Origin of the sequence: Klebsiella sp. RIT-PI-d (genome assembly GCF_001187865.1) — a bacterium.
Taxonomy (GTDB): Bacteria; Pseudomonadota; Gammaproteobacteria; order Enterobacterales; family Enterobacteriaceae; genus Superficieibacter.
On sequence record NZ_LGIT01000017.1, the window covers coordinates 164,005 to 176,441 of the forward strand.

8 protein-coding genes are annotated in these 12,437 nt (G+C 49.4%); 6 read left to right on the forward strand and 2 right to left on the reverse strand.

All coding sequences use genetic code 11. The features are described 5' to 3' along the window. The gene (gene ispH, locus AC791_RS18155) at positions 1-942 is read left to right on the forward strand and encodes a 4-hydroxy-3-methylbut-2-enyl diphosphate reductase (RefSeq protein ID WP_049841877.1); all 942 of its coding nucleotides are present in this window, start codon (positions 1-3) and stop codon (positions 940-942) included. A 65-nt stretch (positions 943-1,007) separates the two neighbouring features. Here ispH and AC791_RS18160 read toward each other — a convergent pair whose 3' ends face one another. Next, positions 1,008-1,787 carry a hypothetical protein gene (locus AC791_RS18160; RefSeq protein WP_049841878.1) on the reverse strand — a complete coding sequence of 260 codons (780 nt, stop codon included), beginning with the start codon at positions 1,785-1,787 and terminating at the stop codon, positions 1,008-1,010. A 255-nt stretch (positions 1,788-2,042) separates the two neighbouring features. Between AC791_RS18160 and dapB the strand changes: the two genes are divergently transcribed. The 5 genes from dapB (at position 2,043) to AC791_RS18185 (ending at position 9,091) form a co-directional block, all read left to right on the forward strand. Next, positions 2,043-2,864, forward strand: a complete 822-nt coding sequence (gene dapB / locus AC791_RS18165) for a 4-hydroxy-tetrahydrodipicolinate reductase (RefSeq protein WP_049841879.1) — start codon at positions 2,043-2,045, stop codon at positions 2,862-2,864. A gap of 455 nt (positions 2,865-3,319) precedes the next feature. After that, on the forward strand, positions 3,320-4,468 hold the full coding sequence (carA, locus tag AC791_RS18170; RefSeq protein WP_049841880.1) for a glutamine-hydrolyzing carbamoyl-phosphate synthase small subunit: 1,149 nt from the start codon (positions 3,320-3,322) through the stop codon (positions 4,466-4,468). 18 nt (positions 4,469-4,486) lie between these two features. Next, positions 4,487-7,711, forward strand: coding sequence for a carbamoyl-phosphate synthase large subunit (gene carB / locus AC791_RS18175; protein WP_049841881.1), 3,225 nt, complete (start codon positions 4,487-4,489; stop codon positions 7,709-7,711). A gap of 157 nt (positions 7,712-7,868) precedes the next feature. Beyond that, a complete protein-coding gene (locus AC791_RS18180; RefSeq protein ID WP_049841882.1) occupies positions 7,869-8,726 on the forward strand; it encodes a hypothetical protein in 858 nt (285 codons plus the stop codon). A gap of 131 nt (positions 8,727-8,857) precedes the next feature. After that, positions 8,858-9,091 carry a YgdI/YgdR family lipoprotein gene (locus AC791_RS18185; RefSeq protein ID WP_049841883.1) on the forward strand — a complete coding sequence of 78 codons (234 nt, stop codon included), beginning with the start codon at positions 8,858-8,860 and terminating at the stop codon, positions 9,089-9,091. A gap of 103 nt (positions 9,092-9,194) precedes the next feature. Here the strand turns inward: AC791_RS18185 and AC791_RS18190 are convergent, their stop codons facing one another. Next, entirely contained in the window at positions 9,195-12,044 is a 2,850-nt protein-coding gene (locus AC791_RS18190) for an autotransporter outer membrane beta-barrel domain-containing protein (RefSeq protein WP_049841884.1), read from the reverse strand. Between the last annotated feature and the right edge of the window lie 393 nt (positions 12,045-12,437).

A 12,437-nucleotide genomic window follows, 5' to 3' on the forward strand; every position in this document is an offset into this window, starting at 1 on the left:
ATGCAGATCCTGTTGGCCAACCCGCGTGGCTTCTGCGCTGGCGTAGACCGCGCTATCAGCATTGTTGAAAATGCACTGACCATTTACGGCGCGCCGATTTATGTCCGTCACGAAGTGGTGCACAACCGCTACGTAGTCGACAGCCTGCGCCAGCGTGGAGCGATTTTCATCGAACAAATCAGCGAAGTACCGGATGGCGCTATTTTGATTTTCTCTGCGCACGGCGTTTCTCAGGCTGTACGTAACGAAGCCAAAGGCCGTGATTTAACCGTATTTGACGCTACCTGTCCGCTGGTCACTAAAGTGCATATGGAAGTTGCCCGCGCCAGCCGTCGCGGTGAAGAGTCCATTCTCATCGGCCATGCGGGTCATCCGGAAGTTGAAGGTACAATGGGGCAGTACAGCAATCAGGAAGGCGGAATGTATCTGGTCGAGTCACCGGCCGATGTCGCCACGCTGAATGTTAAAAACGATGGCAAACTGTCCTTTATGACTCAGACCACACTGTCAGTGGATGATACCTCGGACGTCATTGATGCCCTGCGCGAGCGTTTTCCAAAAATCGTCGGGCCGCGTAAAGATGATATCTGCTACGCCACGACTAACCGTCAGGAAGCCGTGCGTACGCTGGCAGAGCAGGCGGACGTGGTGCTGGTTGTCGGCTCGAAGAACTCCTCTAACTCGAACCGTCTGGCCGAACTGGCCCAGCGTATGGGTAAGGCTGCTTATCTGATTGACGATGCGAGCGACATTCAGGAGACGTGGGTGAGCGCGGCCAGTTGTGTTGGTGTAACCGCAGGCGCATCGGCTCCGGATATCCTGGTTCAGCAGGTGATTGCGCGTCTCCAGCAGCTTGGCGGGGGAGAGGCCATCCCGCTGGAAGGACGTGAAGAGAACATCATTTTTGAAGTTCCGAAAGAACTGCGTGTAGATGTAAAATAATCTCGTTCCCCCCTCGTGGTTAAAAAAGCAATGAGGGGAGTTCAGTTAAACGAAGGATTGAACTGTTAGCATATGGACTCTGAACCATATTCTTTAGCCGCTAACGCCTTACAAAAGTTGGCAAATGCAGTTTTGCCTTCCTGACTTACGGTGTACCAGGCTTGATCTGTTTTGTCTTTATTCAGAGGTATAACTGCGATGGAATCGCAAAGCATAGTTATGCATCTGGTATCGAATTCCTTTAATGCGGCTGTATCATGGTGAATAAGAACCTCCCCACAGGTAGCGAGAACTTCCAGAACTGCCTCCTTAACATCTCCATGTAGACTCTCCAGCTTTTGCTGAAAAAGTTGCATAAACACGTCACCCTGCCCTGGTCCATTACCTGTTTCGAGTGTAAAAGCACACTGATCTTTGACAAATTTTTTTAACAAAGCCCCGACTCCGGTAGCAACATTACCGTTGCTGTCAGTCTGATTGATCAGATCTATGACTTTTGATGGCGTATCGGTTTGATCCTTTTGAGGACTGACTCGAAATTCACCGTACATATTCCCATCATTTGCCATTTGTCTGATACCCTGGCAGGCATTTTTAATGGCGATACAATACTCTCTCGAGGGTGCCCCGGAATGGTTTTCCTGGGTTTTAACGGCATTGGCTGCGGACGTTTGTGAAGGATTTTTTTCGTAGCGCCATTTCGTCGGCGATGTTTTGCCAAAAGATTGACTGTTATTACGCACGCCAGTGAAATGACTGGCCAGACGGCTGATTAAATGTCCTACCCTTTTGCCGATGTGCAGGTTCAATGAAGGAATGCTGACGCGGTGTCCACGAATTTGCATGCAGTGCCTCTGTTTTAACAAATATTTAGCCTATGGTGCGAAAGGCTATCTTCTTTTCGAAATAAGAAATACCAAAAAACGCCTTGCCTGTGCCTGCAGGATTGAGCGCGCGGATGGCAACCGCAATATAGCTTTTACTGATATCACTTGCTGATTATCATTAAATTCTAATTATCAGCATTTTCGACTGGCGGTAGGGTAACTGGCTGGTTAATCTGAAAATGATTCACGTAAAATTAACAAAAGAGAATAGCTATGCATGATGGACAGATCCGCGTGGCCATTGCGGGTGCCGGTGGCCGCATGGGACGGCAGTTAATCGAAGCCACAATGGCGATGGAAGGGGTGCAACTTGGCGCAGCGCTGGAGCGTGAAGGGTCCTCCTTGCTGGGGAGTGACGCCGGGGAGTTAGCGGGAGCCGGGAAAGCAGGCGTAGCAGTGCAAAGTAGCCTTGAAACTGTTAAAGACGATTTCGATATCCTGATCGATTTCACCCGCCCGGAAGGAACACTGGCGCATATGGCATTTTGTCGTAAGCACGGTAAAGGGATGGTGATTGGCACGACCGGTTTTGATGAGGTGGGTAAACAGGCAATCCGGGATGCGGCGCAGGATATTGGCATTGTGTTTGCTGCCAACTTCAGCGTCGGGGTTAATGTTATGCTAAAGCTGCTTGAGAAAGCCGCAAAAGTAATGGGCGATTATACCGATATTGAAATCACAGAGGCGCATCATCGCCATAAAGTGGATGCCCCGTCAGGCACGGCACTGGCGATGGGGGAAGTTATCGCTCAGGCGCTGGATAAAAATCTTGCTGATTGTGCGGTGTATAGCAGAGAAGGGCATACGGGTGAACGCATACCGGGAAGCATCGGTTTTGCCACCGTGCGGGCAGGTGACATCATTGGTGAACATACAGCGATGTTTGCCGATATTGGCGAGCGTATAGAAATTACGCATAAAGCCTCCAGCCGTATGACTTTCGCGAATGGTGCTATTAAATCCGCATTGTGGCTAAAATCGAGAGAGAGAGGTCTTTTTGATATGAAAGATGTTCTGGGGTTAAACAATTTATAGAGTTTTCTCCCATTTATATGCAATTTTTTTTATCGTAATAGTTTGATTGTAAAAGGGGCGGTACAGGTATCGCCCTGGTTTTTCATGTTTCATTGCTTTTATTGTCTTAAATTCTTAAAAGAATAAATTAAAATCGATTTTCCCTCCGGTTCTTACCTTCAAAAGCCTTTATCCTTCGCCATAGCTACCTGTTCAGACTGTTGTCGCGTTTTATCTTATGCGCAAGCGTTTACGTAATGAAAGATTTCATACTTTATATGGATGGAAATAGATATTGTTGCCGGACATGGCAAAAATAACATTTAAATAACGTTTAGAGTTGACTTCATGCTGACTTATCTTCAGAATGCCGCCGTTTGCCAGAAATCCACCGGTAAACGAAATTTGCATTGATTCAGGCGTTAATTATGAATTAATATGCAGATAAAGTGAGTGAATATTCTCTGGAGGGTGTTTTGATTAAGTCAGCGCTATTGGTTCTGGAAGACGGAACCCAGTTTTACGGTCGGGCCATCGGGGCAACAGGTTCGGCGGTTGGGGAAGTCGTTTTCAATACTTCAATGACCGGTTATCAAGAAATCCTCACTGATCCTTCCTACTCCCGCCAAATCGTCACTCTTACTTATCCCCATATCGGCAATGTCGGCACCAATCAGGCCGATGAAGAATCTTCCCGGGTACATGCTCAGGGGCTAATTATTCGGGATCTCCCGCTGATTGCCAGCAACTACCGCAGTACCGAAGACCTCTCTTCTTACCTCAAGCGTCACAACATCGTTGCCATTGCCGATATCGATACCCGCAAACTCACTCGCCTGCTGCGTGAAAAAGGTGCACAGAACGGTTGTATCATTACCGGTGATAATCTGGATGCGCAACTGGCGCTGGAGAAGGCGAAAGCGTTCCCGGGATTGAACGGGATGGATTTAGCAAAAGAAGTGACCACGGCTGAAACCTACAGCTGGACGCAGGGAAGCTGGACCCTGGCAGGTGAACTGCCAGAGGCTACACCAGAACAGGAACTGTCCTTCCACGTTGTGGCTTATGACTATGGTGCCAAGCGCAATATTTTGCGTATGCTGGTCGACCGCGGCTGCCGCCTGACCATTGTACCAGCCCAAACGCCGGCTGAAGAGGTGTTGAAAATGGGTCCTGACGGCATTTTCCTCTCTAACGGTCCGGGCGATCCGGCACCGTGCGATTACGCTATCAGTGCGATCAAAACCTTCCTTGAGACGGATATTCCTGTTTTTGGTATCTGCCTGGGGCATCAGCTGTTGGCTCTGGCCAGCGGGGCGAAAACCGTGAAAATGAAATTTGGTCATCATGGCGGCAACCATCCGGTTAAAGATATAGACAATAATACCGTGATGATCACTGCGCAAAACCACGGCTTTGCGGTCGATGAAGCGTCAATGCCTGCCAACCTGCGCGTAACCCATACCTCGCTGTTTGATGGCACATTACAGGGAATTCACCGTACGGATAAACCGGCATTCAGCTTCCAGGGGCACCCGGAAGCCAGCCCAGGTCCGCATGATGCCGCACCGCTGTTTGACCACTTTATCGCCTTAATTGAGCAATACCGTTCTGTCGCCAAATAATCAGGAGCCGAAAAGAAAATGCCAAAACGTACAGATATTAAAAGCATCCTGATCCTTGGCGCTGGCCCGATTGTCATCGGTCAGGCGTGTGAATTTGACTACTCCGGTGCACAGGCGTGTAAAGCGCTGCGCGAAGAGGGTTACCGCGTCATTCTGGTGAACTCCAATCCGGCAACCATCATGACCGACCCGGAAATGGCCGATGCAACCTATATTGAGCCAATCCACTGGGAAGTCGTGCGTAAGATCATTGAAAAAGAGCGCCCGGATGCCGTTCTGCCGACGATGGGCGGCCAGACAGCACTGAACTGCGCGCTGGAGCTGGAACGTCAGGGCGTACTCGACGAATTTGGCGTCACCATGATTGGTGCCACTGCCGACGCCATTGATAAAGCCGAAGATCGTCGTCGTTTCGACGTCGCGATGAAAAAAATCGGCCTTGATACCGCACGTTCCGGCATTGCTCACACTATGGAAGAAGCGCTGGCGGTGGCCGCCGATGTGGGCTATCCCTGCATTATTCGCCCGTCCTTTACCATGGGCGGTACCGGTGGCGGCATTGCGTACAACCGCGAAGAGTTTGAAGAGATTTGCGAGCGTGGACTGGATCTTTCTCCGACCAAAGAGCTGCTGATTGATGAGTCGCTGATTGGCTGGAAAGAGTATGAAATGGAAGTGGTGCGCGATAAAAATGATAACTGTATTATCGTTTGCTCCATCGAAAACTTCGACGCCATGGGGATCCATACCGGCGATTCTATTACGGTTGCGCCAGCTCAGACCCTGACCGATAAAGAATATCAAATCATGCGTAACGCCTCGATGGCGGTGCTGCGTGAAATTGGCGTTGAAACCGGCGGCTCTAACGTACAGTTCTCGGTAAATCCGAAAGATGGTCGCCTGATTGTTATCGAAATGAACCCGCGCGTTTCCCGTTCTTCAGCGCTGGCATCAAAAGCGACCGGCTTCCCAATAGCCAAAGTTGCCGCCAAGCTGGCGGTGGGTTACACCCTCGACGAGCTGATGAATGATATTACCGGCGGTCGCACTCCGGCCTCATTTGAGCCTTCCATCGATTACGTTGTGACAAAAATTCCGCGCTTTAACTTTGAAAAATTCGTCGGCGCCAACGACCGTCTGACCACCCAGATGAAATCGGTGGGTGAGGTGATGGCGATTGGCCGTACGCAGCAGGAATCGCTGCAAAAAGCCCTGCGCGGTCTTGAAGTAGGTGCGACCGGGCTGGATCCGAAAGTCAATCTTGATGATGCCGATGCGCTGACCAAAATCCGCCGCGAGCTGAAAGATGCAGGTGCAGAGCGTATCTGGTATATCGCTGATGCTTTCCGCGCCGGTTTCTCGGTCGATGGCGTATTCAATCTGACAAATATCGACCGCTGGTTCCTGGTGCAAATCGAAGAACTGGTTCGACTGGAAGAGAAGGTTGCAGAGGTCGGCATCACTGGTCTGAACGCGGATTTCCTGCGTCAGTTAAAACGTAAAGGCTTTGCTGATGCTCGTCTGGCTCAGCTGGCAGGCGTGCGCGAGTCTGAAGTGCGCAAGCTGCGCGACCAGTACAACCTACACCCGGTGTATAAGCGTGTTGATACCTGTGCAGCAGAATTTGCCACGGATACGGCGTATATGTACTCCACCTGGGAAGACGAGTGCGAAGCGAACCCTTCGGTCGATCGTGACAAAATTATGGTGCTTGGCGGCGGTCCAAACCGTATCGGCCAGGGCATTGAATTTGACTACTGCTGCGTCCACGCATCGCTGGCGCTACGTGAAGATGGTTATGAAACCATTATGGTCAACTGTAACCCGGAAACGGTTTCTACCGATTACGATACCTCCGATCGTTTGTACTTCGAACCGGTAACGCTGGAAGACGTGCTGGAAATCGTACGCATCGAAAAACCAAAAGGCGTTATCGTACAGTACGGCGGTCAGACGCCGCTGAAACTGGCGCGTGCGCTGGAAGCCGCAGGCGTACCGGTTATCGGTACCAGCCCGGACGCGATTGACCGTGCGGAAGACCGTGAGCGTTTCCAGCAGGCCGTAGATCGCCTGAAACTGAAGCAACCGGCCAACGCTACCGTGACCGCTATCGAAATGGCAGTAGAGAAAGCGAAAGAAATTGGTTACCCGCTGGTGGTGCGTCCTTCTTATGTGCTTGGCGGTCGGGCAATGGAAATCGTCTACGACGAAACCGACCTGCGTCGCTACTTCCTGACCGCGGTCAGCGTCTCTAATGATGCCCCGGTACTGCTGGATCGCTTCCTTGACGATGCGGTCGAGGTCGATGTGGATGCCATCTGCGACGGCGAAATGGTGCTGATTGGCGGCATTATGGAGCATATTGAACAGGCGGGTGTACACTCTGGTGACTCAGCCTGTTCGCTGCCTGCCTATACGTTGAGCCAGGAAATTCAGGACGTAATGCGTCAGCAGGTGCAGAAACTGGCTTTCGAATTGCAGGTGCGCGGTTTAATGAATGTGCAATTTGCGGTGAAAGACAATGAAGTGTACCTGATTGAAGTTAACCCGCGCGCCGCGCGTACCGTGCCGTTTGTCTCTAAAGCTACCGGCGTACCGCTGGCGAAAGTGGCGGCTCGCGTGATGGCCGGAAAATCACTTGCCGAACAGGGCGTAACCAAAGAAATCATCCCGCCCTATTATTCAGTGAAAGAAGTGGTCTTACCGTTTAACAAATTCCCCGGCGTTGACCCGCTATTGGGGCCAGAAATGCGCTCTACCGGTGAAGTGATGGGCGTAGGCCGTACTTTTGCCGAAGCTTTTGCCAAAGCCCAGTTGGGCAGCAACTCGACCATGAAGAAACAGGGGCGCGCGCTGCTTTCCGTTCGTGAAGGTGACAAGGAGCGGGTGGTGGACCTGGCGGCGAAACTGCTTAAACAGGGCTTCGAACTGGATGCGACCCATGGTACGGCAGTGGTACTGGGCGAAGCCGGGATTAACCCGCGTCTGGTCAATAAAGTGCATGAAGGGCGTCCGCATATTCAGGATCGCATTAAGAATGGCGAATATACCTACATCATTAATACCACCGCAGGTCGTCAGGCAATTGAAGACTCCAGGCTTATCCGCCGGAGTGCACTTCAGTATAAAGTGCATTATGACACCACCCTGAACGGCGGTTTCGCCACTGCGATGGCGCTTAATGCCGATGCGACTGAGAAAGTTACATCGGTACAGGAGATGCACGCGCAGATCCAAAAATAAGCCGTAAAATACCGATTAAAAGCCAGCGCAAGCTGGCTTTTTTATTGTGTTCCCCCTGGTTTTAATAGGTTAATTTTTCCCACGTTTTTGCAGTCTTCCTTTACCATTAAAACCGTTTAATTAAACGAATCCCGTTTTTACGTTGAAGGAGAAATACGTGTTAAAAAGAACGTTGCTGCTTGGGGCCTGTATTACCTTAACTGCCTGCTTTGGGGATAATAAAGAGTTCATTATTGATAATCCCACCGGGAAACCGATTGCTGTTTCAATCGACAATGAAAAAATAACTATTCCGGCGAAAGAAACGCACAATATCAAGCTGGATGCCGGGCAACATACGCTGGCGCTGGAAAATGGCGACAACGTCAAGTTTAGCGTCTTTGATGCCTCATCAAATTCCGGGATAAGCGGTTTAATTAACCCAACCCGCACGCGCTATGTGTACGTTGTGCAAAAATATCTGGCTGAAGGAACCACGCCTGGCAGTGAAAGCAGTGATGTCCACACCCTTACGATCAACGGCCAAACCGTTACAGGTCCGTTTAACGATCTGGGTAGCGAGCTATTTATTGATAATTTTAACCGTAACTGGGATCTGGGGCCGACAGAAGCTTTCCCGGAATCCATGTCTTCAACGTCGAAAGACAATTACAAAACTAAAATTTTCCGGGTCGACGATTTTCAGCATTATTATGCCAATGAATTTTCGCCGTCCACTGATTATAACCAGCTTACCCGCATTACCGAGTCACGCTATCAGGCGCCTGACGTCACCGCGCATTTTACCTCGCCCGAGCTACAGCAAAACCTGGAGGATGCCACTAAAATCTATACCGCTTTTATTCATGCAGAATCGGCAAGCGAGCAGCAGGATTTACGGAAAGAATTTGAAAAACAGAATCGGGAGAAGTGGCGCAAGCTTAAAACCGGCGGCGAGGAAACAACAAAGTATTATGAGGTCATGAACACACTGCACTTCACCATGATGAGTTCTATTCTTGAGCTGAAAAAGTAGCTTTTCGGAAAGGCACCTGCGCGTCCAGGTGCCCGACTTCGGAACCGTCTGGTTTTCCGTCCGCTTTCAGTAATTTAATCTAAAATAATCAGGTAAGTAATCAAATCCAACTGAAAGCAAGGGAGTACACCATGCGCAAGAATCTTTTTATCTCTTCACTTTTTGCTGCCGCAGCCCTGTTAACCGTCGCCGGTTGTTCCTCTAACCAGGCCGTTAAGACTACCGATGGCAAAACGATTGTGACCGATGGCAAGCCAGAAGTGGACAGCGATACCGGTCTGGTTTCCTATGAAAATGCTGAAACCGGTAAAACCGAGCAAATTAACCGCGATCAGGTTAAAGGAATGAATGAACTCGATAATTAAGCATTTTGTGATGGCTATGTAATGGCGGGGTTTACCTGCACTGGCATAGCGATTGACAGATAAAAAAGCAGCGGTCCGACCGCTGCTTTTTTGTTGGCAGGAATTACCAGCGGTGGTTCAGCAGAACATGGCCACCATAGGCCGCGTAGCTATTTTCCCCCCATTCACCGCTTGCGCGCAGTGAAATGGTGGTGCTTTCACTCAGATTTCCGGTAACGCCCAGTTCTAGCTGACCGCGGTCGTCGGGAGTATCATTGCTGACGCTCTCATCGTTAAATGTGACGTCGTTCTGACCTGCGCCTTTCAGCCAGTTTACTGCAACATACGGTTGCCACGCTTTAACATCTTTCTGCTGGAAGTAGCTGGATTTCACTCCGAGACGACCGAGTATGCTGTCATTGTCTTTGGTCGAGATGCGCACGCCATCTTTATCCGTATGATCGTCCTGGTCCAGATAGCTATAAATGAGCTGTGCCTGCGGTTCAATTTTCCAGGTCCGTTCATTTTCGGATGCTACAATCCATGCGTGGCCAACTTCCATAGACACAGCAAAGCCCTCACTGTCGTAATCTTCATCGTTACGATCGCTGGTTACTTTATTGTTATACCAGCTATAAGAGGCCCAGGTATCTATGTAGCTGCCCAGCCGCAGATTCTCATCCTCCTGCCAGGTGGCATACAGACCGGCGTTAAAACCATCCACTTTACCTTCAGCATCACGCTTATTATTTTTAGCGCTGGAATGGGTTTTTGCCTGACCAGCACCAAACATCGCGCCAGCGTGTAAAACGCCGGTATCCATTGGCTTGCTGAGGAAATCGCTGCCGATCTGCAGGACGGTTGCGGTAGTGTCATAGTTAACTTTATCGCCGCCTGCATCATTTTCATGATAGTGACCTTTGACGTACATCCAGGTATTCAAATCCTCTTTGTTACGGAAGGTAAGCTGATCGCGATCGTCACGCTTTTGCAGGAACATACTCTGAGCAGCCAGATAGTTACCTAAATAGGCTCCTACTTCCGGGGCCATAACTTCAGGGACATTGTCGCCACCGTTGTCGGTATTACCACCGCTGTCGTCATTACCACCGCTGCCGTCATTGCCACCGCTGTCGTCATTGCCACCGCTGTCATTATTACCACCGCTATCGTCATTGCCATCCTGGTCATCAGGATTTACAATCGATTCCAGATACCAGTTACCGTCGTTATGTTGATTAAGGCTGTATTCCCATGCGCCAACAACAACGGGACGCGTCAATGACAGCGTGGCGTCAGAGTTCCCCCCTACGCTAACCACTTCCATACCGTTGACGGTTTGTGCGCCCATTCCGCCGATATTAGTAATGCTTACCCCTGACTGGCCGAAACTGCTGCCGGTAATCGTTAAGTGATCCGTCGGCGCGTTGTCGTCACCCAGCTCACTGTTCATCACGATTGTGCTACCTTCAGACCCGGTGTAATCGCCGATAATCGTGAAGTCATTACCCACACTATTGTCCTGAGCTGCAAGAAGCAGAGTACCGCTGTTGCTTACATTACCATTGATGGTATCAGCGCCTGTTGCCGTAGATGTTATGTTCCCACTGATGGCATTCCACGCTGCCAGTGTGCCGCCCCTGAGAACGTTAATATTGTTATTAACCTCGCCTGCGGACGCAAACTGCGCGCCGTTCTCAATAGTGATGCTTGCACTGCTGCCGCTGACGCCAAGCGTTGCGCCTTCAGCAACCAGCGTAGTGCCGCTGTATAGCGTGGTATTACCTGTATAGCTATTATTTCCCGTCAGCGTCAGCCTGTTGGCATCTTTTTTTTCGACGCTTCCGCTGCCAGTGATACCGGTTGCGAAACGTGAATCAACGCCCTGATTGAAGATGACGGTGCCATTATTGGTCAACTCTCCGCTAAGGCTTGCTGTACTTTGCCCATCGCCCAATTGCAGCGAGGCATTCTCAGCAACCCATGTTGTCCCCTCGCTATTGGTGACCGCCCCTGACAGCGTAAGCTCGCCGCTATTTATCTGCAGAGAGTTTCCGGACCCAATAATGTCTATGTCACCCGTCAGGGTCCAGTTGTCGCCATCCATTATCATTGATGCGAAACCATCGTCATCATTCAGGCCAATAAAATTGCTGTCCTCAGTACCCGTTCCAAGCAGCCTGACGGTATTGCCTGTCGATAAGGTTGAAACTACATCACCATTGAGTACTGAGCCGGTATCAAGGGTCAACGTATTATTTTTGCTGCTGGCGAATAAAATTGCCGTATCACCGCCACCTAACAACCCTGAGTTGGCAATGTCAGCTTTAGCACTGGCGGTAATTTCAATACCATTGGTTGTACCGTTAATCGTTCCGGTATTAGTGATTTTAGAATTACCGCCGGTCAGAAGGATCCCATCTCCCCCGGAACCGGAAATAATGCCTTCATTATGAATACCGATCCCGGCACCTACGCTGATACCAGTTTTACCTTCGATGATCCCGCTTACGGCGTTAGTCAGCGTCAGTGCGGATGTATTTTCACTCACAAATATTCCATGTTCAGCGCCGGAAATTTTACCACTATTATTAAATTGGCCGAGCATAGACTCAATATTGACGGCATTGCCCGACGCAGAGGTAATAGTTGCGCCTTCTTCATTATTAATGGTGATGCTTTGCGCTTCGGTATCGATTGCTAATCCGTTACCGCTACCGGAAATATTTCCATCATTAGTCACCATTTCCGTTGCATGGCCTGAGACAGTAACGGCCGGGATAGTATCAGGGGAGGAAATTGTGACGTCTTTGTTAATCGTGTAGCTTTTATCCGTGGCGAAGGTTTGCGGGAGGGATGTCGACTTATCAATAGTTGCCGCTGAACTAATTATTGGTGTGAATATTAAAAAGGCAGGAAAAAAACAACTGAGGGTTTTTGTAATTCTATTTAATTCAAATTTCTTATTGCTCATATACAGATCCGTTTGCGAGAGAGGCAATGACAATCATGTTAAATTGAAGATTGGTCAATTGAGAGGAGGTGAATTATTACTGATATGTATAAAATTATTAATTATTCACCCAGCTATGTATATAGTAATTTTCTAAAATATAACTTTAACCTATCTTAATATATGTAATTTATTTATATCAATACCTGAGATTAAACCGCTTTACGCTGCTTTTAGTTCGTCAATGTTCATCGTCTATGCCACCAGTTATCGTTGATGCAGGGAAATGACGGGACTACAGGCATACCCAGCGGTACAGAAAAAAGCGCATATCTCTAACTTCTTTTATACCGTAGCATAATAATTATGCGTAAAATCTTGTACAGAGACAGGGGAGGGCAACAGCAGGACTAT

Excerpts from the sequence above, each read along its gene's own strand:
- ispH (WP_049841877.1), top strand. The coding sequence starts at position 1 with ATGCAGATCCTGTTGGCCAACCCGCGTGGCTTCTGCGCTGGCGTAGAC.
- AC791_RS18160 (WP_049841878.1), bottom strand. The coding sequence starts at position 1,787 with ATGCAAATTCGTGGACACCGCGTCAGCATTCCTTCATTGAACCTGCAC.
- dapB (WP_049841879.1), top strand. The coding sequence starts at position 2,043 with ATGCATGATGGACAGATCCGCGTGGCCATTGCGGGTGCCGGTGGCCGC.
- carB (WP_049841881.1), top strand. The coding sequence starts at position 4,487 with ATGCCAAAACGTACAGATATTAAAAGCATCCTGATCCTTGGCGCTGGC.
- AC791_RS18185 (WP_049841883.1), top strand. The coding sequence starts at position 8,858 with ATGCGCAAGAATCTTTTTATCTCTTCACTTTTTGCTGCCGCAGCCCTG.
- AC791_RS18190 (WP_049841884.1), bottom strand. The coding sequence starts at position 12,044 with ATGAGCAATAAGAAATTTGAATTAAATAGAATTACAAAAACCCTCAGT.